Origin of the sequence: Rarobacter faecitabidus (genome assembly GCF_006716265.1) — a bacterium.
In the GTDB taxonomy this organism is placed as follows: Bacteria; Actinomycetota; Actinomycetes; order Actinomycetales; family Cellulomonadaceae; genus Rarobacter; species Rarobacter faecitabidus.
This window is the reverse complement of the sequence record NZ_VFOS01000001.1, coordinates 1-26,094: the sequence shown is the minus strand read 5'-3', so window position 1 is coordinate 26,094 and position 26,094 is coordinate 1. Positions and strand designations below refer to the sequence as shown.

Below are 26,094 nucleotides of genomic sequence, written 5' to 3'. Positions count from 1 at the left end.
TGCCGCACTGCAAGTTGTGCGTCCTTCGCCGGCGCGAGATATCAACCTCACGGTTTCACTACTGTTTACACTGATTCCATCCCCGTACTCACGGGCATAGGCTGGTGGGATGGACATCACCATCATCGGGGCGGGCGGCCTCGGCGCTTACTACGCGGCCGTCTTGCAGCGGGCTGGCGCCGAGGTGCAGCTGGCCGTCACGCCGCGTCACCTCGCTCCGATCAGGGAGCACGGAATCCGCGTCCTCACCGATAGGGACGAGTTCTCCGTCGCTCCCGCGGCCGTCACCGACCAGGCAGGCGACCTACTTCCCACGCCCATCGTGATCAACACGGTCAAGACCTATCAGCTCGACGCGACGATCGACGAGGTGCGAAGCGCGCTTGCGCCCGGCGGGATCGTCGTAACGCTCCAGAACGGCGTCACCGCGCCCGGACGCCTTCAGGGGCTACTCGGCGACGGGGTGGTCGTGCCAGGGCTGACCGGTATCGTGTCGGCGATCACGGATCCTGGACGAGTCCGCCAGCGCGGTCCGCGGCCATTCGTCACACTCGGCTCAATGCCGCTCGCGGCGCCGCGCTCTCGGGAAAGCGACGAAAGGGCGACGGAGAACTCGTCCGCTACCCACCCACTGGTCACCGAGCTGGCGGAATGGCTCGAGCGAGCCGGCTGCCGCGCTCAGGCGACTCCCGACATCACCCGGGCACTGTGGAAGAAGTTCATGCTGATTTCCACCATGTCCGGCGTGGGCACGCTCTGCCGCGCCGAGCTGGGCGAATGGCGCGACTTCGAGCCGACGCGGCAGTTGCTCAGGCAGTCTCTGCATGAGGTCAGGGCCGTCGCGAACGCGCATGGAATCCTACTGACTGACGCGGACGAGGCAGAGGTTGCGGATCAACTGGACGGTGCAGCGCCGTCTGCGACCGCGTCGATGCAGCGCGACCTGATGGCGGGTCATCGGTCGGAATTGTCCGATCAGTCCGGTGCGGTGGTGCGCCTTGCCGCCGAGGTCGAGGTCGAAGTGCCCCTGCACACCACGATCACGCGGGTGCTATCGCTGTACGCCAGCCGCGGGCACGTCTAGCGGGAGCAGCATGGACGACTCCGATGCACGACGACGCCTCGAACGGCTGCGGGAGCAGACCGTCGCTGGGATTGCGGGACGCGAGGCCGAACTGGCCGGCCTCATGGCCGCGTCGCGCGACTCCAACGCCGACGATGAGCACGACCCGGAGGGCGCGACCATCGGCTTCGAACGTGCCCAGGCTTCGAGCGTTGCCGAGGGCATGAGGATGCGGCTCGCCGAGATCGACGCCGCGTTGGGTCGACTCGATGCGGGCACCTATGGGCGCTGCGAGAGGTGCGGGCGCGCGATCGCCCCGGCACGGCTCGCGGCACGGCCGTTCGCCACCCTCTGCCTCGATTGCCAGGCGGAAGCCGGGCGCTGAGGCTCGTTTGGCCCGGTCGCATCGTCACGCTTGTCGGAACCGCGTTCGACGCATGAAAGTGCAGTTCGCGACATGAAATACATGCCGGTCAACTGCAATTTCATGCCGCGAACCGCGCAGCGGCGGACGCAGTGCAACGCGGCGCGAGTGCGACGGTGGTCGTGCGGCAAGGCGATGAGGTCGAGAAGGGCAGCTGGGCGCGCCGAGTCAGGCCGCGAGGCGCGCGGCGACGAGCTCCGCGATCTGGACCGCGTTGAGCGCGGCCCCCTTGCGCAGGTTGTCGGACGAGATCACCATGACGAGTCCGCGACCACCGGGAACCGACTGATCCTGACGCACCCGGCCCACCAGTGACGGATCGATCCCCGTCGCCTGCAACGGCGTGGGGATGTCGACCAGGTGCACGCCGGGGGCGCCTGCAAGCAGGCGGGTCGCCTCGTCCGGAGTGATCGGCTCGGCGAACTCGGCGTGCACCACGAGGGTGTGACCGCTGAACACCGGCACGCGAACGCAGGTGCCGGCGACCGCGAGGTCGGGGATCTCCAGGATCTTGCGTGACTCGTTGCGGAGCTTCTGCTCCTCGTCCGTCTCTCCGGAGCCGTCATCGACGAGGTTGCCCGCCAGGGGAACCACGTCGAACGCGATGGTGCGGGCGTACACCTGCGGGTCCGGGAAGTCGACGGCACCGCCGTCGATGGCGAGCGCGGTGACGTCCTGCTCCACGGCCCTGCGGACCTGGGAGTCCAGTTCGCGCACCCCGGCCACACCCGAGCCGGAGACCGCCTGGTAGGTGGAGACGCGCAGGCGCTCCAGACCGCGAGCGGCGGCCAGGGGCTTGAGCACCGGCATCGCGGCCATCGTGGTGCAGTTCGGGTTGGCGACGATGCCCTTGCGAGCCTCATCGAGCGCATGCGGGTTGACCTCGGAGACGATCAGCGGCACGTCCGGGTCCAGGCGCCATGCGGACGAGTTATCGATCACGGTCGCGCCGGCCTCGGCGAACCGGGGCGCGTGCGCCTTGGAACCCGCACCACCGGCCGAGAACAGGGCGATGTCGATGCCGCGCAGATCCTCTACCGAGGTGGCTGCCACATCCTCGACTGTCACGTCCGCGCCGCGCCAGGGCAGCGTCGTCCCCGCCGAGCGAGCTGAAGCGAAGAAGCGAACGGACGCGACGGGGACGGAGGACTCGTCCAGAAGCCGGCGCATGACGCTACCGACCTGGCCGGTCGCGCCGACGACGGCAACGGTCAGGCCCGCGGGATTGGCTGCACTCATCGATCTACCTCAAGGATTCTCGTGTTTGTGTCAGCGGCCGGTGCCGCCGTAGACGACGGCCTCCGCGGCCGAGTCCAGGTTGAAGGCCGTGTGAACCGCGCGCACGGCGGAATCGAGCTCTTCCGCGCGGGTGACCACGGAGATGCGGATCTCCGAGGTGGTGATCATCTCGATGTTGATGCCCGCGTCACGCAGCGCCGCGAAAAGACGCGCGGACACGCCCGGGCTCGACTTCATGCCCGCGCCGACGAGCGAGAGCTTGCCGATCTGGTCGTCGAACAGCAGCTCGTCGAAGCCGATGTCCGAGCGCGCCTTGGTGAGCGCCTCGATCACTGGTGGCGCGTCCGCTGCGGGCAGGGTGAACGAGATGTCGGTCAGGCCCGTCTGCGCGGCGGAGACGTTCTGGACGATCATGTCGATGTTCGCGCCCGAACTCGCCACGATCTCGAAGAGCGTCGCGGCCGTGCCGGGTACGTCGGGGAGCCCGACCACGGTGATCTTCGCCTCGGTGCGGTCGTGTGCGACACCGGAGATAATCGGAGCTTCCATTTCGTCCTCAGCAGTTCCGTGTTGGTTCGATTTTTCGGCGTCCTCGGGTAGCAGACCGGGAATGTCGCCGTGCGTGTCATCGGTGACGAGCGTGCCCACGAGGCCCGAGTAGGACGAGCGGACGTGGATCGGGACGCCGTAGCGGCGGCCGTACTCGACGCAGCGCAGCGCGAGCACCTTGGCGCCGTTCGCGGCCATCTCGAGCATCTCGTTGTAGGTGATGCGCGTGACCCGGCGGGCCGTCGGCACGATGCGCGGGTCGGCGGTAAAGATGCCGTCAACATCCGTGTAGATCTCGCAGACGTCGGCGCCCAGTGCGGCCGCGAGCGCGACGGCGGTCGTGTCGGAGCCGCCACGCCCCAGCGTCGTGACGTCGTTTGTCTCCTGGTTCACGCCCTGGAAGCCAGCGACGATCGCCACGCTGCCCTTCTCTAGCGAGCGCTGAATGCGCGACGGGGTGACGTCGATGATCTTGGCCTTGCCGTACTCGGCATCCGTGATCACGCCCGCCTGCTGTCCGGTGAACGACTTGGCCCTGACTCCTAGCGCATCGATTGCCATCGCAAGCAGCGACATCGAGATGCGCTCGCCGGCGGTGAGGAGGATGTCCATCTCGCGGGTGGGCGGTGCCTGGGTGAGTTCGTTCGCAAGGTCGATCAGTTCGTCGGTGGTGTCCCCCATCGCGGATACGACCACCACGACGTCGTTTCCGGCGAGGCGAGTCTGAGCGATCCGCCGCGCGACGCGCCTGATACTGGTCGCATCGCTCACCGACGAGCCGCCGTACTTCTGGACAATGAGGGCCACAACAGTCTCCGGAACGGAATAAACAGGGATCCGCGGCGCACCGTCAAAGATTGCCGCCGACCGATTCTATCGTTGACGGTGCCCGCTTCGCGAAAAGGCCGTCGAACAGGTTGCGCAACGCGCGATGGGATTCGGCTAGGATCCGACGAGCGTTCGTCCCTCGAATGCCCGCCCGAGTGTGACCTCGTCGGCGAATTCCAGGTCCCCGCCCACGGGCAAGCCCGATGCCAGGCGGGTCACTCGGATCTCCATCGAGCCGAGCAGGCGTGCCAGATAGGCAGCCGTCGCCTCGCCCTCGACGTTGGGGTCCATCGCCAGGATGACCTCCTTGACGGTGTCGTCCTGGAGCCGAGTCATGAGTTCACGGATACGCAGTTCGTTCGGGCCGATGCCATCGATCGGGTTGATCACCCCGCCGAGCACGTGATAGCGGCCGCGGAACTCCCTGGTGCGTTCCACCGCGACCACGTCCTTCGACTCCTCGACCACGCAGATCACGGAATCGATGCGCCGGGGATCGACGCAGATTTGGCACTTCTCGCTCTGCGCCACGTTTCCGCAGACCTCGCAGAAGCGGACGCGCGCCTTCGCCTCGGTCAGCGCCGTGGCGAGGCGCTGGACGTCGGCGGGGTCGGAATCCAGGATGTGGAAGGCGATTCGCTGCGCGCTCTTTGGACCGACGCCGGGCAATCTGCCCAACTCGTCGATCAGATCCTGAACCGCACCCTCGTACATTCCTTCATTCTAGTTCGCGATGGCGGCAATTCGTGGATGCACTACCCAGGTGTGACCCGTAGATTTGGGGATATCAATCCAGTTTCCACGGAAGGCGCAGTTCATGTCGATTGCAGTGACGGGAACGTCAGGTCATCTGGGCAGTCTCATCGTCGAGGCGCTGGCGGCCAAAGTAAGCCCGGATACCATCGTTGCCTTGGCTCGCAACGTTCCGCGCGCTGAGACCAGGCTGCCGGCAGGTACGGCCATTCGGCCGGCCGACTACGACATTCCCGACTCGCTGAACTCGGCCCTGAACGATGTGGCGACGCTCGTGCTCGTATCGGGCAGTGAAGTCGGCAACCGCGTGCGCCAGCACCGCTCGGTCATCGATGCCGCGGTTCGCGCCGGGGTGACGCGGGTGGTCTACACATCGCTGCTGAACGCCGACACGGCTACGGCCAACCCGCTCGCCGGAGAGCACCTGGCGACCGAGGATTACCTGCGCGCATCGGGCCTGCAGTTCACGATTCTGCGCAACGGCTGGTACACGGAGAACTTCCTCGGCTCCGCGCAGCAGGCCGTCGCCACCGGGGAGTTCTCGGGCTCGGCCGGCTCGGGCCGCGTCGCCTCGGCCTCCCGGGCTGACTACGCGCTAGCGGCCGCTACCGTCGCGGCCGAGCCTGGCCACGAGGGGAGCATCTACAGCCTCGGCGGTGACGTTTCCTGGAACTACGACGGGCTCGCGGTGATGATCTCCGAGATCAGCGGGCGCCACGTGACCTACCGGGATCTGTCCCCGAAGGAGCATTCCGACGCGCTCGTCGCGCTGGGCGGCTTGGACGAGGCCACGGCCGCCTTCATCGTGGCCGTCGACGGCGCGATCAAGGCGGGTGAGTTGGACACCGATTCGAACGATCTCGCTGTGCTGATCGGACGCGCCACCACGCCGCCCGCGCAGACCCTCGCCGACCTGCTCTCCGCCGACGAGTAGCCCGCGAGGCACCCGGTGGCATCGTCTGCGGGGATTTCATTCGTGTGCGGCCGCTCGATGGGCAGCATGCGCACGAAAACCTAGCGAACGATGATCGCGGCATGAAGATCGGGGCGTCTAGCCGCGTTCCGACTCGATGATCTCGTCGATCACCACGCCGCCGAGTACCTGCGCAATGAGCGGGGCGCCGACGAGCCCAGAGTCCTCCAGCGCAACGGAGTCGCGGTCGTTCCAGGCGGCCTCCGCCGCCGCGCTGAAGTTCTGGGTGGCCACCTCGTCCGCGTCCTCGTCCAGCCGCCCGGACCATCCTTGACGGTCGCCCCGGACGCGAGCCGAGTGCGCCGAGCCGATGTCGCGGACCTTGGCGTCCGCATGCGATGGCCGGGACGGAATGGGGGGCAGGTTCTGAATCACTGAGGACGGTTCCGCCACCGCGCCTGCGGCGCGCAGGGGGCGCACGTTGGCGAGCGCCTCGTCATCGAGGGCTCCCGGCGGCGGCGCCGATTCCTGAGGCATTGCGGACGCCGGTGGTGCGTCCTCGGGCGCTATCGCGGTCCGGGCCCGGACGGTCTGGTCGGCTGCAGGCGCCGCAGTGGGCACCTGGGGCAACGTGGACGGCGTTGCGGCCGCGGGTGCCTGCTCCGTCGCGGATACGCGAGCGGCCTGTGACACGACCGCGGCTGGGGCCCGTACCGTGCCCGCGATGCTCGGCGCCGTCCGCCCGGCGCTAGTCGTCTCGCGTGAGCCAGCGCGCCCTGGCGCGACATCGTGGTCCGGTTCCGGCGGGACCTCATCGACCCAGCTCGGCGGTTCCTGCAGCGGCGGTTCATCCCCAAGCGATTGACGTGCCGTGGAGCGCGGCGAAGACGGGCCAGCGCCGCTTCGCGTGCTGGCCTCCGGCTGACCTGCCCCTTCGGTCGCGTGGGATGCCCGTCCACCGCGAGGCGGGCGCTCCGCGGCGGATTCCCGCTGGCGATGCTGGCTGGTTGGACCCGATGCGACCCCGCTGGTCGTAACGTCGGAGCTCCTGCCACCATGCGGCGCCGCCGGAGGGCCGCCGCTCGGACCTGATGGCCCGCCACCGCGCAGGTCACCGCGAACGCGAACACGGAATCCCAGGGCATTGTCGATGGCCTGCGATAGGAGTTCTGCATGCTCGCCGGATCGGAATCGATCGAGCAGTCCCTGCGATGCGAACAGCACCGTGAGTTCGTCGTCGCGTAGCGCGCCGACCGTGGCGTTCTGCTTGACGAGTGACCAGGTCACCCGCCGCAGGGATCCGAGGGCGTCCATGACCTCGTCCCAGCGGCGAGAAAGTACCTCGGTTTCCACGGCCACGACGTTCGATTCCTTCGCCGCCTCGGCGGTCGGCGCAGTGCCCGCCGCCGAGGAAACCGCCGCGGTCGACGACTGAGCCGGAGTTGAGGACGGCACAGTGGGTTGCGAGCCCGCCTCGGCTGACGGATCGCCGGATGCGACACGCTCATTCCCGGCTGCCGGGGCCGCCTGTTCCAGGGCTGGATGGGCGGCGGTCTCCGCGCTAGTCGCGCCACCATCGCCGCGCTCCGCGCCGCCCGCGGCGGCATCGCGAGACGTGGCGCCGGCCACGCCGCCATCAGCGCGCTCCGCGCTGGCGGTGTCACGAGCAACAGGTGCGGCGGCGGTCCCCGCGCTGGCGGTGTCACGAGCAACAGGTGCGGCGGCCTCGGCGCCCCCGCCGTGCTCGGATTGCGCGTTCGAGGCGCCGCCATCAGCGGACGACCGGGTTGTGTCCGGCGGTACCGCCACAGCCTGAGTGGCGGCGGCGAGCACCTCGTCGAGTGCGTTCGGCCTGGCCGGGGTGTTGTCAGCGCCGCGCGCGTTAGCTAAGCCCCGCCCGTTCGCCGAACCCCGCTGATCTGCGGGCGGGCGCCGGCTCTCCTGCCCCCGCTCCGCAGGCTCCGGACGGCCATCGCCCGCGGGACGCCCCGGACGCGACGCCGGCGACGCCGCACCGGAGGCCTCGTCCGAAGGCACGCTGCCAGCGGAATCTCCGTGCGGCCTGCCGCCGATCGAAAGTTCTCCGTGCTCTAGCCGCTCGACTCGCGCGACGACGGAACGCAGGCCCTCCTCGCCGTTCGGCAACAGCAGGCGCGCACACAGCAGTTCGAGGTGGAGGCGAGGCGAGGTGGCCCCGACCATCTCAGTGAGAGCGCCGTTCGTGACGTCCGCGGCGCGCGAGAGCTGGCCGACGCCCATCGATTCGGACTGGCGCATCATGCGTTCGACCTGATCGACCGGGTAGGAAGAAAACACTGCAGCCCCCTGCGGACCGGAGACCGCGAGCACCAGCAGGTCGCGGAAGCGTTCGAGCAGGTCCTCGACGAATCTGCGCGGCTCATGCCCCGTCGCGATGACGTGCTCGACCACCCGGAACAGTCGCGCGCCATCGGCGCCGGCAACGGCCTCGACGACGTCATCGAGCAGCGTAACCGGCGTGAAGCCGAGCAGCCCGACTGCTAAGTCATAGTCGATCCCACCATCGCGCGAGCCGGCAATCAGCTGGTCGAGGACCGAGAGCGAGTCGCGCACCGATCCGCCGCCGGCGCGCACGACGAGCGGAAGCACTCCCGGCGCGATGGTGACGCCCTCGGAGGCACACACCGACTCCAGGTACGGCTGCAGTACCTCGGGCGGGACGAGCCGGAACGGGTAGTGGTGCGTTCGCGATCGGATCGTCCCGATCACCTTGTCCGGCTCCGTCGTCGCGAATACGAACTTCAGGTACGGCGGCGGCTCCTCCACGATCTTCAGCAGCGCGTTGAACCCGGCGGGCGTCACCATGTGCGCCTCGTCCAGGATGAAGATCTTGAAGCGGTCGCGCGACGGGCTGAAGGTCGCTCGTTCGCGCAGGTCGCGCGCGTCGTCCACACCGCCGTGGCTGGCCGCGTCGATCTCGACCACGTCCAGGCTGCCCGACCCCCCGCGACCAAGTTCGATGCACGATTCGCACGAGCCGCACGGTCGGGCGGAGGGGTGGGACTCGGTGTTCTCGGCGCAGTTGAGTATGCGGGCCAGGATGCGCGCCGAGGTGGTTTTGCCGCAGCCGCGAGGTCCGGAGAAGAGATAGGCATGATTCACGCGCCCGAGTTCCAGTCCTCGCATGAGCGGGACGGTGACGTGCTCTTGCCCGATTACCTCGTCGAAGGTCTCAGGCCGATAGCGGCGATACAGGGCTTGACTCACCTAAGGAATCCTAGACGTTGCCGCTGACAATCGCGTAGTGTCCGCCGCGACTGTGGACGGGGCTACCCCGAAAGTAAAAGGACCCCTCGCGCACCCGCCAGAGCCCACCTACCCTTGCTACCTTCCGGTCCTGGGGGAGTTCAGCAGGATGACGCCGCACGAGGGGCCGACACCCAGGATAGCCCAGCGGAGAAGTTCTTATCCATTTGGTTGCCAAGCATCGCCGCGGGTGGTTGGGTGAAGGCATGGGTAAGGCAACGCGTGCGTTCAGAAACCTGACACTTCTGACAATTGGGGCGGCGGCCACCGCCGCTGTGCTCGGGGCGGTCCGGTCGTGGTCCCTGCGCTGGGGTACGGACCCGCTCGAGGAGGGCGGTTACCTGCCCGGCGACGAGCTTATGGCCTACGCGGACCACCAGTCCACGAGAGCGGTGACGATCCGCACCAGCCCGGCACGCATCTGGCCGTGGCTCGTACAACTCGGCCAGGACAGAGGCGGCTTCTATTCCTACGACTGGCTGGAAAACCTGATCGGTCTCGACATCCATTCGCTGGACGAGATCTCCGATGAGTTGCAGCACCTAGAGGTAGGGGACCACGTTTCGCTGGCGGACGGCGTCACCCTCGCCGTCGCGGACCTGGAGTCCGACAGCCACCTGGTGCTGCACGGGGTCGCCGACTCGGGACGCCCCGCCCTGCCCTTCGACTTCACGTGGTCGTTCATCCTGCGCCGCAGCGCTCCGGCGCGGACGCGCCTGATCGTCCGCGAGCGCTACCGCTACCTCGGCCCGCTGGCGCCGGTCATCGTGGAGCCCGCCTCGCTCGTCAGCTTCGTGATGAGCCGCAAGATGCTGATCGGCATCAAGGAGCGTGCTGAGGCCCTCGACTAGGAAGCCTCCCCGTGCGCCGAAGCGACGACGCCGCCATGTCCCACCGCGGCGCGGCGCCACCTCCCGTGTCGCAGCTGGTTGAACTCAGGCGAGGTCCTTCTGCCACGCGCCCTCGTACACGTCGGGAACGAATCCCATCCGCTCATTGATGTCGAGCATCGGCCGGTTCTCCTCCGCATTGAACGTGGTGACGCGCGGGGAGTCGGGAAACCGCTCGCGCCACGCCAGCAGGTTGGCGCACTTCACGAGCATGCCGAGACGGTGTCCGCGGTGTTCGCGCAGCACTAGGGTGTCCTCCTGTGAGGTGGTGCCTCGCTTGTCGGAACCGAGCATCAGCTCGCTGAACGCCACCAGTTGGCCCGAGGGGACGTGGCGCACGGCTCCCACCTGGAAGTCGAACCCGCCCGCAACGAATGTCCTATCGTGCCGCTCGACGCGAGCCGCGTCCCACACCTCGGCGTCGAACTCCATGCCGGCCGATGGGATGTCGGTGCTCATGCGCGACTTCACGAGGGCGTAGCCGTCCACGAATTCGGTCGGAGTCGGCAGTTCCCAGCTCACGAACTCGTAGTCCGGCCCGGCCGCGGCGCAGGCCTCGTCCAGCAAGGCACGCAAGCGCGCCTGCGAGCCCGGGAGCGTCAGGACGCTCTTGCGCTCGATCTGCTCGAGCGCATAGCCATGGCCCAGGAGAAAGCGGGCGGCGCGATCGAGCGGGATGGAGCCGAATCCGGTAGGGGCGGCCAGCCGCTCGGGAGCGCTACCGGGGTGCGCAGTCCAGCCCTGGACTCTGGTGCGACCGGCGGCGGCGGCCTCGCGCTCGGCAAGGGAGAGTGCGGCGGCGCCCAGTCCCTTGCCTTGAGCGCGCGCGAGGAGCTCGACGCTGATGAGCGCCACGCGAGAGCCCGGCTCGTTGGGAAGGTCCAGGCCGAGCCGGCCCACTGGCTCATCGTCGATGAGCAGCAGCCACAGGCGCCGGACGGCATCGGTCTGGTTGTGATACTGGACCAGCAGTTCGTGGGGCGTCAGCCTCATGTCGTCGCTGCGGTAGCGCTCGCGGTACATCTCGTTGCGGGTGGCCGTCAGCGAGACGAAGTCTGCGGCGTCCGGTAGGTCGACGGAGGCCGGGAATGCGATTTCGCGGATTTCGAGTTCGGGTGTGGTGGTCATCGGATTTCATTCGCGTTGTGGACGAGTTCTTCCGTGCCATCGTTGCACCACGCCGCTCGGTCGTCACCTGATTTTCGCTGCACACCAAGGGTGCTAGGAGCAGTACTGGGGGGTTACGGGGAAGTCCTTGAATTCGAGGTAGACGTTCACGGTGGCGCCCATATTGGCGTTCTTACGCCCCGTGACCTGCGGGAGGGCCGAGCACGGCGAGGTGATAGTGCCCTGGCTGAAGGTCGATATCCGGGCATTCGCCCAGTTCCACCATCCGGGAGGCGTGAGGTAGTTGCCGAGGGCGATCTCGAAGTACATGTACTGGGTATTCGTTCCGCTAGAGCCGAGCAGGTTGAAGTTCGCCTGCCCGTTGCCGCTGCCCGCGGCCCCCCAGAAGTTCTGTGACTTGAATTGGATGGTGCAGGTGCTCCCCGGAACGACGGCATCCGTCGCCTGCTCGCGCACCTCGCACTTGCTGGTACTGGGCACCGTCCAGGTGCCGGCCGTTGCCGTAGCGGAGAAGACCGCCGGATTGGTCCAGGCCGAGACGGTCGGCTTGGTCGCTCGGGCGGCAAATCCGGCGGCCACGATGGCAAGGAGTACCGCGAGCAGCAGCGCAGCGGTGCGCAGTCGTATGGTCATGTCCCGACCTCACTGGCGTCGGGCTCCGCGCCATCCGACGGCTCCTCGCGGCTGTTCTCACTGCGCGGCAGGAGCGTCATGGCCATCACGGCCGCGAGCGCGATGAGTAGCGGAATGACCACCGAGCGCTTGCTGAGCGCGATGACAACCCGGCCAGCCCCCGGGATGCGAACTCGCGGAACCCATACGGATTCTCCGGTAAGGTAGGCGCCGCCATCCTGCGCTTCGTTCGCGTCGCCCTTCATCCACACCTCGATTTCCCCGGCTGGCGAGGTGGCGACATCGACGACGCGGTGCGTGACGATTCGGTCCAGCACCGGCGTGTAGATCGAGGCGATGTCTCCCACGGCGATTTCCTCAGCTGGTATAGGGCGGGCAATGAGCAGGTCTCCGGTCTTGTAGGTCGGCTCCATGGAACCGGAGATGACAACGAGCGGCTTGATGAGATGGGCGGCCGTCGCCGACCACACCAGCCCCGAGCCGACTCCGACGATCACGAGCAACCAGATCAGGGTGTTGCTGACACGACGCAGAATTGTCGGCAGCACGGGCCTACGAGGTCGAGCCGGTGAACGTCAGGACGATGCCCCCCGTTGCCGACTGGTAGGTCGTCGGCCACGTGCTAGGCGTCGTCACCGTGAGATTGAAGGTGGTTGTGCCGCTGGCTGCGATGGTCGTCGTGGTGAAACTGGACGTCGCGGTGGCGGGTGCCGAACCCGTGAAGAGCGAACCGCTCGTGGTCAGCGCCGTCTGGGTGACGATGAGCGGGGTGGATCCGTTGTTGCGAAGGTGCAGGGTGACCACGCGGGTCTGCCCCGGAATCAGGTTGGTGAACGAGGCGGGGACGGCGACCGCGCCCGTCTGGTCGTCGGCATCGATCCAGGTGGTCCCATTGGCGGAGCCCTGGAGTTGAACGCTCGCGGCAGTGGCGGTGCCGGTGAACCATGCCTGATCGGTCCAGGCTGCGGAGGTGGCGGCCGCACCGATGCCGAAAACCGCGATGCTCGCGAGGACGAACTTCGCGATAGTGCGTTTGCGCCGCCGCCTCTCCGGGGTGGTGGAGGTCATTGCGGGATTCCTATCTGAGCGATGGGATGGGCGGCCGCGGGCATTGGTTGGGGATTCACCGCGGCCTGGGGGTTGCGTATCGCAACCAGGTTCGATCGACTCATCGTTCAATGGAGGGTGGGTGCAGGTAAAGAGACCTATGGGTCATTACACCCACGACGATCACAATTCCAGAGCATTTAGGGCCAACCGAAACGCTTTGTGACTGCGAAGTCACATTTTCGTGAGCGGCAGAGACATCTCGACACGGGTCGTTTCACCGTTGGTTCCCGCGAAGAGAAGCGAGCCGCCCGCAACCTCGATCCGCTGGCGCAGCGCCGCGATCCCCGACCCGTCACTCGACACGGCGTTCCATGGAAGGCCATCGTTTTCGACAGCGACCCGGATCTCCGACGGCGCCGCCTGGTCGTCCAGCACCGTGACCAGATAAACCGCGACGCTATTGGCATGCCCGTGTTTCAGCGCGTTGGTCACGGCCTCCTCGATGAAACGGACCGTGAGGAGGCGCTGACTGGGGGTGAACCCCGGATTAGTCACGTCATCGATGCGCTTGGTGGGCTCGTCCACAACCATGGAAGTGCGGATCGGGGCGGGAATGCGCCCAAGGAGGATGCGGATGGCCCCGCGTAACCCGATCTCGAGGCCGTCCGGAGAGAGCAAGCGGCTGGTGACGCGCACCGTGTCGTCGCGGATCGCCACGAGTCCGCGCGCCAACTCCTCCAGCTGATCTCGCGCGATGTCCAGTGCATCGCCGTCGAGCACACCCGAATCGAGTACGGATCGGACGCTCGCCTCGAGGATCACAAACCGCTGCTGCACCGTTCCGTGTAGCGCCTCGGAAACAGAGCGGTGCACGCGGATCTCCTCATTGTGAAGCGCCTCGATCGCCTGAAAGCCAGCGAGGCGGTGCCGTTCCGATTCGATCGCAAGGTGGCGTTCCTTGCGCTGCAGGCGGATGAACGCAACTGTGAAAAGGCAGGCGACCCCGAACATGGCCGCGCCGCCCGCGATCTCGAAGGAGATGATCAGTTGATCGGGAACGGCGTAGACCTCGAAGACGGACTGCAGGTAAACACGGATGCAAGCGGCGATCAGGACGATGGCGGATCCGTAGACGACGCGCTGACGACGCGAGGCCATGCGCCACAGTTGCAGGCGTTCCGCGCAGACGGCGGCGATCCATAGCGGCAACAGCGACGCCAGAACGCGAAGCCAGAACGCACCCTGGATATTGGAGGGCACGTCGATCTGAGTCGCCAGATAATAGGCCTGTATCAGGCCCATCATGGTGAACGTCGATCCGAGTCCGCCGAACCAGGTGATCATCGACACACTGTCGCGAGGATCGTGAGATTCACGTGGTTCCAATGCGATGTGCAGGCTCTTCAACACGTGATCTCGGTCTAGCACGCTCCAAGATTGCCATCTTGGAACCCGATGATCTAGTGGCAATTTACGATTGGCAACCCTAATTTTGCGGCATCCGACTTACCGAAACGTTACGTCAATCGGATTCTGGGTACATACTCGGACGTATGGCGGATCACAGTAGCCCCTCGCAAGTCGGACCGGAGGCCAGCGTTCGCCCTCAACTTCCGCCCGTGCGCGTGGCGATCGTGGAGGACAACACCCTGTTCCGGCAGATGCTTGCGACATCCCTCTCGTCCGAACCGCGGATGCATCTCGTAACTCAGTGCGCAAGCGTGGCGGAGGCCCGCAGCGCCATCAAGCCCGGCATGGTCGATGTGGTCATCATGGACATATCGCTGATCGACGGCAATGGCGTGGCGCTGGGCATATCGCTGCAGCGCAACGATGCGCACCTGAAGGTGCTCCTCCTGTCAGCGCATAACGCCATGGACCTCCTGCTCGACCTCCCGGATGCGGTGAAATCCCGGTGGTCGTACCTGTCCAAGAACTCCAGCGTCTCCGTCAAAACCCTGACCGCGACCATCGAGCGCACCGCCGCCGGACGGCAGGTGCTCGACCCCAATCTGCTGGCCAAGGCGCAACCGAGGGCTGGCACGTCCGTATCCAAACTGAGCGCACGCCGCTACGAGGTGCTGCGACTGCTCGCCCAAGGACTGTCGAATTCCGGAATCGCCCAGGCACTCGGCATCGCGGACAAATCGGTCCAGAATCACATCAACGCGATCTACGCGTGCCTTGATATCGATGCCGACCCCTCAGCGAACCCCAGAGTGCTGGCGACGCTGCGCATGCTGGAGGAATCCGGCTCGCTGATCGACTGACTCAGCCGTCTCGTGCTTCACAGCCGGATCCGATTCGGCGAATCGTTGGTTGTCCGGTATCCTCGATGCGCTGGCGTGTGTAAGCGCGCAGCACGGAGGATTCGCCTAGTGGCCTATGGCGCACGCTTGGAAAGCGTGTTGGGTTAACAGCCCTCGGGGGTTCGAATCCCCCATCCTCCGCAGTATGTTTGTGCAGGTCGGAGAGGGTTTTTCGAACCGCTCGAAACGGCTCGTCAACGTACGCTATCAACATCGAACAACTTGATAGCGTACGTTGACGGCCTGAAACGGCCTCCGAACGCAACACGCCCCCACCCGAGCGGATGCCGGGTGGGGGATTTATTGTGATGGCTAGTGCGCCTTCGCGCACTTCTTAGACCTCAGCCCAATCGCAGCGCGTCCACGCCCTACCTAGAGCCGCTTCACGCTGGAAGGCGAGAACGATCTTCCGGGTCACGCCGAGTTCGCAGGCAATCGCGCCGGCGTGCGGTCCGTGCTCCGCCTCGGCCATCGCGTACGCCTCGGGCGAGATCAACATGCGAGCCGCTTCAGCATCAGCACGTTCTTCCCGCACCTTGTGGGCCCTTGGTTCGCGCAATGGGCGGTCGCGGTGGCGTGCGTGACTTAGTTCGTGAGCCATTGTTGAGCGCACTTGATACGTCGCGAGGCAGATGTCGAGGGTGATGCAACGTGAGTCGTCGTCGTAGTAGCCGCTGATCTCTCCTAGATCGGCAGACCTGACGCGCACGCCATTGTGCGCGGCCAGGTCTAGCAGGTCATCTACCGTCAGCACTTCCGTCTTGCTCCTCGCGCGGGTCCTCGTCGTTGGCGACCAGTTTGAGGTGAGGGTCTGACATTGGAGTCTCGGGGTTGCCGATTGGCTCATCGAACGCGACGTGCTCGCGACCGTCCAACATTCTCCGGTACACCTCGTCGGAGAGCTCGCGGTCGGTCGCCGCCTCGAGTGCTGCGCGCACGCCGTGGCGACGAATGTCACCGCGAGTGACTAGACCCACCAGGATGAGCGTGTCGAGAACGTCTTGCCCGTATGCGCGAGCCAATGGGGCCACTACCTCTGGCTTCAGCTTCCTCGCCTTGAGTTGGCGATTGAGTGTGCGCTGGCTGATGCCAGACCTTGTCGCAACAGCGTTCTCGCTGTCATCGCCAACGGTTGTCTTGTACCACTTCATGATGTCCATAGCGGCAATCTTGCCACACGCTAGTCATTATGTCTAGCCATCCCGACACGCCGACTTGACACGATCAACCAAAGTGTCTAACGTATTAGCCATACCGGCTAGATCGCTAGCCGCAAAGTCTAAGGAGGTGCCAAGTATGGCAAAGCCGGAAGCCAAGCTCACAGACAGGTTCATCGCCCGCGCTGCCGCGACTGGCATGACCGACGCGGCAATCGCCGCCGCCATCGGGGTTACGCCGCAGTTCTACAGCGCGGTCAAGGCGGGCAAGGAGCAGCCCACGACGCGATTCATGATCGGCGCAGTTCGCGCCGGACTCGCTGAGACGTTCGGCGAGGTGGCCGAGCCGGTCCTAAAGGCGGTCGCGTAGTGCTCGCCTCATCCGAAACCATCTCCCCTGCCGATGCTGGCAGGCGGCTAGGGCGGACGGCTCGCACGATGACCGACATGGCTCGATCAGGCGAGATCCCGCACGTTCGCATCGGCCGGTCGATTCGCTTCACCGAGCAGATCATCGCCGACTACATCGCCGCCCACACTGTCGGAAGTCGGATGGTGCGCACGCCGCTGTCGCGCAAGGCTCACCGTCGAAACGGTTGAGCACCCACCCCACCAAACAGCGAAGGCCGCACCCCGACAAGAGCAACGGCCTTCACCAATACAGCAAGGAGATTCTACCGTGAAACTCGCAACCATCACAGCAATTCCGGCCGGCAAACGCTCAGACGGAACGCCGATCACTCGGCGTAGCACTTACCTTGTGGACGTGGATCGGCAGGTGGAGCCGTGGAGTAGCCCCGGATCTGTGCGGATCTTCCACAAGGTCTGGAACCGCGCGCTTCAGCGCCACGACTCATACCCCGCGATTATTCTGCGCGACTCCATTGAGGGCGCGGCGCTCGAAGTCCCAGACGTGACCACCACCGACCGCGAAGCAGCCGACAAAGCAAGTCCCATCGTGGACGACGTTCTTGCGCTGATCACCGAGACGCGAGCCACGATCGACAGTCTGCGCGCGAGCAGGGGCAGTGCGTCCGCCGGGATGGCCCACATCAGCGCCGTGATCGACGGCTACATCACCGCGCTCGCGATCCTCGGGGTCGGCGCGGACAAGCGCGACGAGTTGCGCGCGTTGCAGACCGACGCGCTCCGTGTCACCAACTCCTAACCCACCCCCACCCCAAACCGGGGTCATCTCGCTGTACCCAAGTCCGTCATGTGGCGGCATCTCGCAAGAGACCGGAGAAGATACATCGCCATGCCCACAATCACTGAAGCGCACGAGTCGATGTGCTTCGTTGCCCTGGCTCGATGCGTCCGAGAGACCGCCGCCGAACTCGGCGCTCACATCAGCAACCGCAAATCCCAGGCGCTCGCCAAGGGATTCCTGCTCACTGTCCCCGGCGAGAGTGACACCACTCAGCGCGAGGCCATCCGCAACGTGCTCGCCGAGAACCTGCGCAAGTTCGGGTCGATCATCCCGCCGATCACCGTGGGCGACATGACGCGGGCTCGGGAGTATCTGGCAGCAGGCGCATAACCACCCACCCACCCAAACAAAAAGAAGGCCACCCGTTACGAGCAGGTGGCCTTCGTCATTCCCGGAAGGAACCAAAATGACAGTAGTAAGTCTACCGCGCATCGAGCGCGACAGTACCGGCAATCTGCGCGTCTCGTCGGAGCAGATCGCAGAAGGCACTGAGAACCAGCACAAGAACGTGCTGCAACTCATCCGCACCTACCGGGGAGATCTTGAAGATTTTGGGACGCTGGAATCTGAAACGCGACCGTTTGTTGGCGCAGATGGAAGAACTCAGCATCGAGAGATTTTCCACCTCACCGAACCGCAGGCAACGCTCATCCTGACCTACATGCGAAACATGGAGCGCATTCGCGTTTTCAAGAAGGCGCTCGTGAAGGCTTTCTTCGACATGGCACAGAGACTTGCCGCGCCGCAATCGATCGATCTGACTTCACTCGAAGGCATTTCGGCAGTGCTCGACGCTGGTAAGGCCGCGCTCAACCGTGCAATCGCCGCCGAGGCTCGCGCAGAGAAAGCCGAGAAGGTTGTTCACGCTATCGAGACCAGCAAGGGTCTAACGATCCGCGAGTTCCACAAACACTACTTTTCCGAAGTCGGCGAGCGCGATTTCTTTGCGCGGCTCTACGCGCTTGGCCTCCTGATCGACCAGCGAGGCGCGCGCAAGAACAAGCGCACTGGCGAGACCAAGAGCGGGCATCAGCACAATCACCCCGCCTATAAGGGCAAGCCATTCTTCCAGCTTGTCGGGCGCCTCGACTCTGAGGGTGAGCGCCGCGAACAGACGCGGGTGCGCCCTGGCGAGCCTGAGGTGGCACTCGCCGACCTACTGGCAAGGCGAGGGCTGCCGCTCAATGCCAACGCCCTCAAGCCCGCAGTAATCAAGGAGATTTCAGCATGACCACGACCCGCATCTACCGCGCACACCTGATTTCGTACCCGGCCGAGGCATGCGTGCTTCATCCGGCAGAACGCTTTCCCGAATGGCTCCATACTGTCTCGGCACATTGGCCAGACGGGGAGCCGGTCGATGAAAGCCAAACACTGGCGACACTCTGGGGTGACTGGAAGCCCAAGGGTTGGCAGCCCCCTAAAGATCGCCCCGATTGGACATTCTGGTGGCCGAGCACCGATCGCATCTATCGGTCGCGCTCATCCGCGCAGGCGCGCGTTGACCTGCTTGAAAGTTTCGGCGCGAAGGCTGTGCTGGTCGAATCGGACCTCAACTGGCGCACAACCAAAGACGCCAACACTGAGCGCCGCAATCGTCGCGCGGCAGATCGCATCGCCAAGCACGAGGCGGCAATCGCCAATATCAAGAAGGAGATCGCTGGATGAGTGCCCTACTCACTCCGACCGACCTCGCCGACCGTTGGCAGCGCGATCCCCGCTGGATTCGCTACGCCGCGAAGTCGGGCTCGATCCCTGGCACAAAGATCGGCGGGCGCTGGCGGTTCCGGCTTGATGACATCGAGGCCTACGAGACTCGCCACTCCAACATGGACCCGCTCTCGATGACCGAACTGTCCGCCAAACGTCAGGCCGCAAAGGAGTCCCGACGATGAACCACGCCGGCCCTCTCCACCCAGACGATGACGGCGCCGCGTGGCCTCTCCCTCGAACCGCACGCAAGGTCGAGGTCGTCTTGAACTACGCCTGGAAGCACGGCAAAGCTCGCCGCGCCAACCTCGGCGGCTTCTCGAAGAACATGGCCGCGGGAATCCGCATCATCGAAGAAAGGTTCGGCTCATGCCCCTCCTAACCCTAAGCATCGTCATCCTCGTGGCATCGATCGCCACTCTCGCACTGACCATGCGCGCGATCCGCCTCGACCGTGGGCGTTGGCGGCAGCGGTGCATGTCTCAGCATCCATCGGTGACCGGCAAGGCGCGTGAGGCTCGTGCGTCGGCCGAGATCCGCCAGATGCCCGGATTTGATCGCGCCGTCGTGTCGATCAAGCCGAACGGAGGTGACGCAGCATGACCCACCGTTTCCCGCCGCGCATCTGCGAGAACTGCGGCAATGGGTTCAACCCGCGCGCTGACGATCAGCGGTTTTGCAGGCCGCAGTGTCGGCATGAGTTTAGGCATGGAGGTCGCAATGACTGAGCCCTACTACCAGGACGATTCCGTGACGCTGTATCACGGGGACTGCCTCGATGTGCTGCGTGAGCTCCCGGACGCGTCGGTTGATTCGGTGGTGACCGATCCGCCGTATGCGCTGGAGTTTATGGGCAAGTCGTGGGATGGGTGGTCATCGCCGCGTGCCTTCCAGGAGTGGTGCACCGCGTGGGTGACTGAGTGCCTGCGGGTGCTGAAGCCGGGCGGGCACATGCTCGCGTTCGGCGGGTCGCGCACGTGGCATCGTCTCGCATCTGCGGTCGAGGATGCTGGGTTCGAGATCCGCGACTCGATCGCGTGGCTGTACGGGTCTGGGTTCCCGAAGAGCCTGGATGTGTCCAAGGCAATCACTGGCACGCAGATGGGCTATGGCGGCAACTCTGGCGCGGTCCGGCGCGCGACGATGGGTGATGCCTATGCCGAGTCTGGTCGTCAGGGCAACCGCGACGGCGCTGGACGCCGGGATACGGGCCTGAACGCTCACGATCTGGTGCTCACGCCGGACGCTGCCACCTGGCAAGGCTGGGGCACGGCGCTCAAGCCCGCGTTCGAGCCGATCGTTGTTGGTCGCAAGCCACTGGCCGGGACGGTCGCGGCGAACGTGCTCGCGCACGGGACCGGGGCGCTGAACATCGACGGATGTCGCGTCGCTACCGATGAGGATCGTTCGCGCCCACCTAGGACGCCTAACGCGATCTACGGGGCTGGTCGTGGTGCCAGTATCACTGCTAGCGAGTCTAACCCGGCCGGCCGCTGGCCCTCAAACGTCGTGCTCGATGAGTCTCAAGCCGAGGTGCTGGATGAGCAGTCGGGCGTCCTGACGTCTGGCCTGATGCCGTCAGGGACGCCAAAAAGAGGGAAGCTTGCGGGCATCCTCGGGGAGTTCAAACCGCAAGATTCGACGTCCGCGACATACGGCGACTCAGGCGGCGCGTCGCGATTCTTCCCGACGTTCCGATACGAGGCCAAGGCGCCCACGAGCGAGAGGCCGCGCATCCCGCGCAATGTGCTACGCCTGCGCACCGACCTCACCCCCGCGCAAGTGGATCACGTGCGGGCGCGTCTGACAGAGGCCGGTGTGCAAGTTGACTGACACGCGCCGCGCACCCCTCGGGATCGGCCCGCAGGTCCGACTCCCACAGCCGCACGACCTCCCAGCCGCACGCCCTCACGTAGCGGTCCTGGGATCGGTCCAGCGCCACCCGGCGGCGGATGCGAGCCTCGCCGCTCGTGCCCTTCCGGTCGTGCCAATAGTCGCCGTCAAACTGGACGACAAGGCGGGCTGCCGGGATCGCCGCGTCGGGGGTGAACTTGCCCCCGAATGTCGGCTGCCGCAGGTACTCCACGCCGAGGCCGTCGAGCAGCGCGTAGCCCAGCCGTTCCGCGTTCGTCGTGCGGCCGAGCTGCTGCCAGGTGTTCATCTCGAGCAGCATGGCGCGGCGCTCAGGGTCTGCATCACGGCACGGGAGCGAGCAGTAGGTGATCCGGTAGGCGCCGGACGCCGAGCGGGACGGGGACCAGCGGAACACACCGCCGCACGTCTTGCACGTGTGCTCCGTCTTGCCGTCGCCCTGCGTCGCGTTGTGGCAGTCGAGCGAGCAGTAGCGCCCTTCGCCCTTCGCCACACGGGACGCGGGCACGTAGAAGGCCGACCCGCACCGCTCGCAAGTTCGGTCCTCACCCGTGCGGCGCTCAGGGCGAGGCGACGAGCGGTAGCAGGACAGCGAGCAGTAGCGCGCCCCCGGCGGGCACCGCTTGGTCACCTCCACGCCGCACCCGTCACAGATGAACGACCGCACCCTGTAGCCCGCTTGACCCTTCGCCATAACCCCCATTCTACCGCAACCATCAACCCGATTGGAGTAATGACGCATGCGTGACTTCGACCCGGCGGAGATCCCCGCCGATCTGCACGACTACTTCGAGGAGGTGATCGGGGGTGGGTCCGCAGTGGCTCACCCCACGTGAATGGTCAAGCCCCTCGACCTCATGCTGTGGCTCGTCCGGCTCGTCACGCCACCGGGCGGCACCGTCCTCGAGCCGTTCGCAGGCTCAGGGACGACGGCCGAGGCGTGCATCCTCGAGCACTTCAAGTGCATCGCCGTCGAGCGCGAGGCCGACTACCTGCCGCTCATCATTCAGCGCATCACCAAACCGCTGGAAGTTGGGCTCGACCTAGGCATCCCCCAATGACCTACATCGGCGGCGCAGACATCGCCTACCTCTACGCATCAATCGGAATCATCACCGTCACACCCGTGGCGGTTTTTTTGTGCGCGCTCGTGCAAGTGCGCAAGGAGAGAAGGAAGAAATGACCACCACCACACACGCGGCCGGAGCATTGACGCACATCCTCATCACGGCCGCCGAGCACGAGGTGCTTGTCGCTGGATTCACGTTCGACCGCAAGATCTTGACCATCGACGTGAACGGCGACCGCTACGATGCTGAGCGCTTGGCTGATGCACTGGAGTGCCTAAGGGCGCCGGATGAGACGAGCATCCTCGATCTCAAGACACTGCGCTGGATCGGCACTGTCGCTTGCGTGGACGTGCGAATCGAGGTTGTGGAATGAGCGCCGGGGTGGAGCGCATCGAGGCTAGCGACGGCTACTACTACGAAGATGGCCCGTCGCTGAGCCAGTCTGACCAGAGCGAGATTGGCAACCTGCTGATCGGGAAGTCGGTCACGAAGGTTGCCGACGATCACCTGCTGCTGAGCGACGGCACGCTGGTCAAACTGGTCGGTAACGACGGAGGTTGCGCGTGCTCGGCCGGGTGCTACGACCTGACCGAACTCAACGGCACCGAGAACGTCATCACGAACGTCGAGTTCGAGGACAAGCCGGGAAGCGACTACGCGGACGACTGGCACGACGGCTACTACAAGATCTTCGTGCTCGCCGGCGACCAGCGCATCAACCTGGCGACGTTCGAAGGCTCGGACGGAAACGGCTACTACGGCACGGGCTACTGGATTCTCGTGCGCAAGCCGGAGGTGTCCTGATGACCGCCCTCACGGAGAAGATCGCACGGGAGCACGTACTGTTCTTGGACGAACACGGTGTCCCACGCTGGTGCTCGTGCGACCCGATCACGCCTGAGACGAAATCGAGTTACGTGCGCTCGGTAACCGCACTGTCTGCCCACCTTATCGAGGTCGCCGTGGCTGCTGTACGGGCGGAGGCCACTCGGGACGTGAACCGCGTTGAGGTCATCGACTCGACAGGACGCGCCTATATTGCAGACCCTCGCATCGGCGACGGTGTGAGCGACGTGCAAATTCACCTGCAAGACGAAGAGCGCACGCTCAAGGTTTTCCTCACCGGCTCAGGTCGCCCCACCACCGTCACCCCAAGCCGGGAGGACGTGGACAAGGTTCTGCGTGAGCACCAATGGTCTGCGGCTCTTGGTGGGTGCTTCGGCGGTGAGTGCGAGTGGGACGGCGGCCACGCGGAGGACGAGCAGGAGAAGCATGCCGCACACGTAACCGACGCCCTCATGCACCTGATCTCCCCCCTCCTGCCCGGTCGCTCTGAGGCTGAGGTGCGGACTGACGAGCGAGAGCGGATCGTGCGCGATCTGCGGGCGAAGTTCGGGGTCACGAACCGCGCGGCGGACCATCTCGCCCGCGCCGATCAGATCGAGAAGGAGGCCGACCGTGGCTGAGGGGTTCAAGGACTACGTGAAGGTCGAGCGGAAGACTCTCTTGCGGGTAACGCGGGAGAACATCCTCGACCTGGCCGAGGAGTTCGACCTGATGGTGGAGTTCAGAGACGGGAAAGCCAAGGCGGGCGACGGGCGCGGCATCGTCAACTTCGCGGAGGGCGACCTCATCGAGAAGGACGGCCGCAAGGTCTCGTGGCCGTCCGAGTGGCAGGAGGCCGACCATGCCTAACAACTACACGCCGATGGAGTGTCCGACATGCGGGGGCGAGGGAGCGACGTACGAGCAGGTGCGTGTTGGTCAGTTCGCCACGCCGTTCGTGTGCTCAGCATGTGACGGCAGCGGTGAGGCACAGGACCACAGGCCGACGACCGAGCAAGACCTCGGAGACGAGATTGCGCGAGTACGGCACGGGCAGCCCGTCACTGCCAGCGACCTCGCAAACCGCCTCATTCCCTGGCTCGCCGCTCGCGATGCTGAGGTTCGCAAAGACGAGCGGGAGAAGGTGGCGGCGGAGATTGAGGCAGTGGCCGATAGCGAGCCACAAATAATCGGTTTTCACTGCACGTTCCCCGGACCCCGAGAGTCCGGCCTTCGTGCTGCCGCCCGTATCGCCCGAGGAGCCACCTCATGACCGGCCAAGCGACACGCGAGTCAAGCGTCGTAGCTTTGGACCGTCGCGAGGCAGGCAACGACCTCACCGCCGCCGTCATCGACTGGGCAATCGCCAGACGTGACGGCAACCCTGGCCCCGCGTTTGCCGTGCTGGAAGAGGCCGCCGATCGGTGGATCGAGGCCAACGGGTGACCGCCGTCATCATCGTCATCATCATCCACGCCGTCCTGATCTGGGCGGCGTTTTCTATACCTAAGGAGGAGTTGTGAGCATTACCGAGCCGGGCATCTATGACCTGCCTGAACTTGAATATCACGCCGACCCGATTCCGGGCGGCTCGTTCTCGTCCACGATGGCCAAGCAGATCCTCAAAAGCCCTGCACATCTGCGGCACTACCTAGACTCACCGCGTGTGGAGAAGAAAGAGTTCGACTTCGGGCACATCGTTCACGGCGGTGTGCTCGGCGTAGGGCTCGACGTCGAGGTTCTGGACTTCGACGACTACCGCACCAAGGCAGCCCGTGAGGCTCGAGATCGGGCGTATGCAGCGGGCCGCGTGCCGATCATCGAGCGTGACTACGAACCGGCTCGCGATGCCATCGAAGCCGTGAAGGCGCACCCCATAGCGTGGCCGTTGTTCGCGGGCGACGGACTGCCGGAGCGGTCGGCCTTCGCGGTTGACCCAAGCGCCGGGCTGTGGCTGCGAGGCCGGTTCGACTGGATCACACCGAGCGGGATCTTGGTGGATCTCAAGACGACAACCGACGGGGCGCCGTTCGCGTTCGACTCGGACGCGCGCAAGTTGCGCTACTACCTGCAAGCCGCGTTCTACATGCACGTCTACCAGCTCGCGACCGGCGATGAGCCGCGCGGATTCATGTTCGTCACCGTCGAGAAGTCGGCACCGCACCTCGTGGACGCCTACCAGGTTGGCCGTGCGGGGCTGGAACTCGGCGCCATGCAGACGCGCCGTGCGATCGACACCTACAAGCGGTGCCTGGATTCAGGCGAGTGGCCTGGCCGCCCCGCTGTCATCAACGAACTCAACCCGCCCTTATGGGCGATCACAGAAGAAGAGGACCTATCGCTATGAGCACTGACATCACCCTCCCGACCGAGCGCGGGACAATTCAGCGCGCGTCGCAAGCAACCGCCGTCGAGCAGGCTCGCGCTGTCGCCGAGGTGCAAGCCGCCGTCACTGTCGCACAGCAGATCCCCCGCGACATTGGCCGCGCCGAGGCCGAGATGCGCGACTCGTGCGGTCGCCTGGCTGTGGCGAACAAAGCGTTCTACTCGATGCCGCGCGCCGGGGGCAGGGTTGAGGGCTTCACGGTTCACCTGATGCGAGAACTCGCGCGGATATGGGGCAACGTCGATTACGGCGTGCGCGAGATGCGCCGCGACGACCTCGATGGCTACAGCGAGATCCAAGCGTTCGCATGGGATCAGCAGACAAACGTCCGCTCCACGCGCTCGTTCATCGTGCCGCACGCCCGGATGGTCAAGAAGGAGCGCGCCGCACTGACGGACCTGGGCGACATTTACCTCAACAACCAGAACGTCGGCGCGAGGGCCGTGCGCGAGTGCATCGCTACGATCCTGCCGACCTGGTTCACCGAGACGGCGCAGGATGTTGCGCGCCACACGCTGCGCGACGGCGAAGGCGTGCCACTCAAGGATCGCATCGCGAAGATGGTGGGCGCATTCGCTGGCCTGAATGTCACACAGGCAATGATCGAGGCTCGCCTTGAGCGCAAGCGCAGCGCGTGGACCGCTGGCGACGTGGCCGACCTGACCGTCGTCTACGGGTCGATCGATCGTCGCGAGATCACGGTTGAGGATGCGTTCCCGGTCACCCCAATCACCCCCGGCGAGATCGGGGGCGAGGGGTGAGAACCCGATACGCCGCAAACCTCGCCGCCGATCCCGCAT

General features: G+C 65.5%; 37 protein-coding genes, 1 tRNA gene and 1 other RNA gene. 26 read left to right on the top strand and 13 right to left on the bottom strand.

The window, feature by feature from the left end:
- Positions 1–109: 109 nt before the first annotated feature.
- On the top strand, positions 110–1,084 hold the full coding sequence (locus FB461_RS00185) for a ketopantoate reductase family protein (RefSeq protein ID WP_142117856.1): 975 nt from the start codon (positions 110–112) through the stop codon (positions 1,082–1,084).
- Positions 1,085–1,094: 10 nt separating this feature from the next.
- Positions 1,095–1,448 carry a TraR/DksA family transcriptional regulator gene (locus FB461_RS00180; RefSeq protein WP_142117854.1) on the top strand — a complete coding sequence of 118 codons (354 nt, stop codon included), beginning with the start codon at positions 1,095–1,097 and terminating at the stop codon, positions 1,446–1,448.
- A 207-nt stretch (positions 1,449–1,655) separates the two neighbouring features.
- On the opposite strand, the gene FB461_RS00175 is transcribed toward FB461_RS00180, so the two are convergent.
- The 3 genes from FB461_RS00175 to recR form a co-directional block, all read right to left on the bottom strand.
- Positions 1,656–2,726 (bottom strand): aspartate-semialdehyde dehydrogenase, encoded by a 1,071-nt coding sequence (locus tag FB461_RS00175; RefSeq protein WP_142117852.1) that lies wholly within the window; start codon positions 2,724–2,726, stop codon positions 1,656–1,658.
- A gap of 30 nt (positions 2,727–2,756) precedes the next feature.
- Positions 2,757–4,082, bottom strand: a complete 1,326-nt coding sequence (locus FB461_RS00170) for an aspartate kinase (protein ID WP_142117850.1) — start codon at positions 4,080–4,082, stop codon at positions 2,757–2,759.
- 135 nt (positions 4,083–4,217) lie between these two features.
- Positions 4,218–4,817 (bottom strand): recombination mediator RecR, encoded by a 600-nt coding sequence (recR, locus tag FB461_RS00165; protein ID WP_142117848.1) that lies wholly within the window; start codon positions 4,815–4,817, stop codon positions 4,218–4,220.
- 103 nt (positions 4,818–4,920) lie between these two features.
- Between recR and FB461_RS00160 the strand changes: the two genes are divergently transcribed.
- The gene (locus FB461_RS00160) at positions 4,921–5,790 is read left to right on the top strand and encodes an SDR family oxidoreductase (protein ID WP_142117846.1); all 870 of its coding nucleotides are present in this window, start codon (positions 4,921–4,923) and stop codon (positions 5,788–5,790) included.
- A gap of 117 nt (positions 5,791–5,907) precedes the next feature.
- Here FB461_RS00160 and FB461_RS00155 read toward each other — a convergent pair whose 3' ends face one another.
- Positions 5,908–9,015 (bottom strand): DNA polymerase III subunit gamma and tau, encoded by a 3,108-nt coding sequence (locus FB461_RS00155; RefSeq protein WP_142117844.1) that lies wholly within the window; start codon positions 9,013–9,015, stop codon positions 5,908–5,910.
- Between the two features lie 74 nt (positions 9,016–9,089).
- An RNA gene (gene ffs / locus FB461_RS00150) (signal recognition particle sRNA small type) lies at positions 9,090–9,186 on the bottom strand.
- A 74-nt stretch (positions 9,187–9,260) separates the two neighbouring features.
- Here ffs and FB461_RS00145 point away from each other — a divergent pair.
- A complete protein-coding gene (locus tag FB461_RS00145; RefSeq protein WP_142117842.1) occupies positions 9,261–9,905 on the top strand; it encodes an SRPBCC family protein in 645 nt (214 codons plus the stop codon).
- An 84-nt stretch (positions 9,906–9,989) separates the two neighbouring features.
- Here the strand turns inward: FB461_RS00145 and FB461_RS00140 are convergent, their stop codons facing one another.
- From FB461_RS00140 to FB461_RS00120, 5 genes are all read right to left on the bottom strand, one after another.
- Positions 9,990–11,072, bottom strand: a complete 1,083-nt coding sequence (locus FB461_RS00140) for a GNAT family N-acetyltransferase (protein WP_142117840.1) — start codon at positions 11,070–11,072, stop codon at positions 9,990–9,992.
- Positions 11,073–11,165: 93 nt separating this feature from the next.
- Complete coding sequence (locus FB461_RS00135) at positions 11,166–11,705, bottom strand: hypothetical protein (protein WP_142117838.1); 540 nt, start codon at positions 11,703–11,705, stop codon at positions 11,166–11,168.
- On the bottom strand, positions 11,702–12,253 hold the full coding sequence (locus tag FB461_RS00130) for a signal peptidase I (RefSeq protein WP_246045927.1): 552 nt from the start codon (positions 12,251–12,253) through the stop codon (positions 11,702–11,704). Before FB461_RS00130 ends, FB461_RS00135 begins: the two co-directional genes overlap by 4 nt.
- Before the next feature lie 4 nt (positions 12,254–12,257).
- Positions 12,258–12,773 (bottom strand): SipW-dependent-type signal peptide-containing protein, encoded by a 516-nt coding sequence (locus FB461_RS00125; RefSeq protein WP_142117836.1) that lies wholly within the window; start codon positions 12,771–12,773, stop codon positions 12,258–12,260.
- A gap of 213 nt (positions 12,774–12,986) precedes the next feature.
- Positions 12,987–14,099: a sensor histidine kinase gene (locus FB461_RS00120; RefSeq protein WP_142117834.1), complete on the bottom strand. Its 1,113-nt coding sequence runs from the start codon at positions 14,097–14,099 to the stop codon at positions 12,987–12,989.
- 209 nt (positions 14,100–14,308) lie between these two features.
- Between FB461_RS00120 and FB461_RS00115 the strand changes: the two genes are divergently transcribed.
- Together FB461_RS00115 and FB461_RS00110 are read left to right on the top strand one after the other, a co-directional pair.
- On the top strand, positions 14,309–15,025 hold the full coding sequence (locus FB461_RS00115) for a response regulator transcription factor (protein ID WP_142117832.1): 717 nt from the start codon (positions 14,309–14,311) through the stop codon (positions 15,023–15,025).
- Between the two features lie 94 nt (positions 15,026–15,119).
- Positions 15,120–15,205, top strand: a tRNA-Ser gene (locus FB461_RS00110).
- A gap of 193 nt (positions 15,206–15,398) precedes the next feature.
- Here the strand turns inward: FB461_RS00110 and FB461_RS00105 are convergent.
- Positions 15,399–15,818 (bottom strand): ImmA/IrrE family metallo-endopeptidase, encoded by a 420-nt coding sequence (locus FB461_RS00105; RefSeq protein ID WP_170222511.1) that lies wholly within the window; start codon positions 15,816–15,818, stop codon positions 15,399–15,401.
- A complete protein-coding gene (locus tag FB461_RS00100; RefSeq protein ID WP_142117828.1) occupies positions 15,802–16,224 on the bottom strand; it encodes a hypothetical protein in 423 nt (140 codons plus the stop codon). The genes FB461_RS00105 and FB461_RS00100 overlap by 17 nt, the downstream gene beginning before the upstream one ends.
- Before the next feature lie 136 nt (positions 16,225–16,360).
- On the opposite strand from FB461_RS00100, the gene FB461_RS00095 reads away from it, so the two are divergent.
- From FB461_RS00095 to FB461_RS00050, 10 genes are all read left to right on the top strand, one after another.
- Complete coding sequence (locus FB461_RS00095; protein ID WP_142117825.1) at positions 16,361–16,591, top strand: hypothetical protein; 231 nt, start codon at positions 16,361–16,363, stop codon at positions 16,589–16,591.
- Entirely contained in the window at positions 16,591–16,821 is a 231-nt protein-coding gene (locus tag FB461_RS00090) for a helix-turn-helix domain-containing protein (protein ID WP_170222509.1), read from the top strand. Before FB461_RS00095 ends, FB461_RS00090 begins: the two co-directional genes overlap by 1 nt.
- Before the next feature lie 79 nt (positions 16,822–16,900).
- Positions 16,901–17,389 (top strand): hypothetical protein, encoded by a 489-nt coding sequence (locus FB461_RS00085; protein ID WP_142117821.1) that lies wholly within the window; start codon positions 16,901–16,903, stop codon positions 17,387–17,389.
- A gap of 90 nt (positions 17,390–17,479) precedes the next feature.
- A complete protein-coding gene (locus FB461_RS00080; RefSeq protein ID WP_142117819.1) occupies positions 17,480–17,761 on the top strand; it encodes a hypothetical protein in 282 nt (93 codons plus the stop codon).
- A gap of 76 nt (positions 17,762–17,837) precedes the next feature.
- Entirely contained in the window at positions 17,838–18,662 is an 825-nt protein-coding gene (locus tag FB461_RS00075) for a Rha family transcriptional regulator (RefSeq protein WP_142117817.1), read from the top strand.
- Positions 18,659–19,099, top strand: a complete 441-nt coding sequence (locus tag FB461_RS00070) for a hypothetical protein (RefSeq protein ID WP_142117815.1) — start codon at positions 18,659–18,661, stop codon at positions 19,097–19,099. The genes FB461_RS00075 and FB461_RS00070 overlap by 4 nt, the downstream gene beginning before the upstream one ends.
- Positions 19,096–19,326, top strand: coding sequence for a helix-turn-helix domain-containing protein (locus FB461_RS00065; RefSeq protein ID WP_142117813.1), 231 nt, complete (start codon positions 19,096–19,098; stop codon positions 19,324–19,326). The genes FB461_RS00070 and FB461_RS00065 overlap by 4 nt, the downstream gene beginning before the upstream one ends.
- Positions 19,323–19,523, top strand: coding sequence for a hypothetical protein (locus FB461_RS00060; protein WP_142117811.1), 201 nt, complete (start codon positions 19,323–19,325; stop codon positions 19,521–19,523). Before FB461_RS00065 ends, FB461_RS00060 begins: the two co-directional genes overlap by 4 nt.
- Positions 19,511–19,744 carry a hypothetical protein gene (locus FB461_RS00055; RefSeq protein ID WP_142117809.1) on the top strand — a complete coding sequence of 78 codons (234 nt, stop codon included), beginning with the start codon at positions 19,511–19,513 and terminating at the stop codon, positions 19,742–19,744. The genes FB461_RS00060 and FB461_RS00055 overlap by 13 nt, the downstream gene beginning before the upstream one ends.
- A gap of 117 nt (positions 19,745–19,861) precedes the next feature.
- Positions 19,862–20,974 carry a DNA-methyltransferase gene (locus FB461_RS00050; RefSeq protein ID WP_142117807.1) on the top strand — a complete coding sequence of 371 codons (1,113 nt, stop codon included), beginning with the start codon at positions 19,862–19,864 and terminating at the stop codon, positions 20,972–20,974.
- Here FB461_RS00050 and FB461_RS00045 read toward each other — a convergent pair.
- Positions 20,910–21,707, bottom strand: a complete 798-nt coding sequence (locus tag FB461_RS00045) for a PDDEXK family nuclease (protein ID WP_142117805.1) — start codon at positions 21,705–21,707, stop codon at positions 20,910–20,912. The genes FB461_RS00050 and FB461_RS00045 overlap by 65 nt on opposite strands.
- Before the next feature lie 142 nt (positions 21,708–21,849).
- Between FB461_RS00045 and FB461_RS00040 the strand changes: the two genes are divergently transcribed.
- From FB461_RS00040 to FB461_RS00005, 10 genes are all read left to right on the top strand, one after another.
- Positions 21,850–22,074, top strand: coding sequence for a DNA methyltransferase (locus FB461_RS00040; protein WP_211349810.1), 225 nt, complete (start codon positions 21,850–21,852; stop codon positions 22,072–22,074).
- Positions 22,071–22,196 carry a hypothetical protein gene (locus FB461_RS12395; protein WP_281282052.1) on the top strand — a complete coding sequence of 42 codons (126 nt, stop codon included), beginning with the start codon at positions 22,071–22,073 and terminating at the stop codon, positions 22,194–22,196. Before FB461_RS00040 ends, FB461_RS12395 begins: the two co-directional genes overlap by 4 nt.
- Entirely contained in the window at positions 22,193–22,456 is a 264-nt protein-coding gene (locus FB461_RS00035) for a hypothetical protein (RefSeq protein ID WP_142117803.1), read from the top strand. Before FB461_RS12395 ends, FB461_RS00035 begins: the two co-directional genes overlap by 4 nt.
- Entirely contained in the window at positions 22,453–22,887 is a 435-nt protein-coding gene (locus FB461_RS00030; protein ID WP_142117801.1) for a DUF7448 domain-containing protein, read from the top strand. Before FB461_RS00035 ends, FB461_RS00030 begins: the two co-directional genes overlap by 4 nt.
- A complete protein-coding gene (locus FB461_RS00025) occupies positions 22,887–23,549 on the top strand; it encodes a hypothetical protein (protein WP_142117799.1) in 663 nt (220 codons plus the stop codon). Before FB461_RS00030 ends, FB461_RS00025 begins: the two co-directional genes overlap by 1 nt.
- Positions 23,542–23,778, top strand: a complete 237-nt coding sequence (locus tag FB461_RS00020; RefSeq protein WP_142117797.1) for a hypothetical protein — start codon at positions 23,542–23,544, stop codon at positions 23,776–23,778. The genes FB461_RS00025 and FB461_RS00020 overlap by 8 nt, the downstream gene beginning before the upstream one ends.
- Positions 23,771–24,181: a J domain-containing protein gene (locus FB461_RS00015; protein WP_142117795.1), complete on the top strand. Its 411-nt coding sequence runs from the start codon at positions 23,771–23,773 to the stop codon at positions 24,179–24,181. Before FB461_RS00020 ends, FB461_RS00015 begins: the two co-directional genes overlap by 8 nt.
- Positions 24,178–24,354, top strand: a complete 177-nt coding sequence (locus FB461_RS11895) for a hypothetical protein (protein WP_170222507.1) — start codon at positions 24,178–24,180, stop codon at positions 24,352–24,354. The genes FB461_RS00015 and FB461_RS11895 overlap by 4 nt, the downstream gene beginning before the upstream one ends.
- A 73-nt stretch (positions 24,355–24,427) precedes the next feature.
- Positions 24,428–25,255: a PD-(D/E)XK nuclease-like domain-containing protein gene (locus tag FB461_RS00010; RefSeq protein WP_142117793.1), complete on the top strand. Its 828-nt coding sequence runs from the start codon at positions 24,428–24,430 to the stop codon at positions 25,253–25,255.
- Positions 25,252–26,055 carry a hypothetical protein gene (locus tag FB461_RS00005; RefSeq protein WP_142117791.1) on the top strand — a complete coding sequence of 268 codons (804 nt, stop codon included), beginning with the start codon at positions 25,252–25,254 and terminating at the stop codon, positions 26,053–26,055. Before FB461_RS00010 ends, FB461_RS00005 begins: the two co-directional genes overlap by 4 nt.
- Positions 26,056–26,094: the final 39 nt, after the last annotated feature.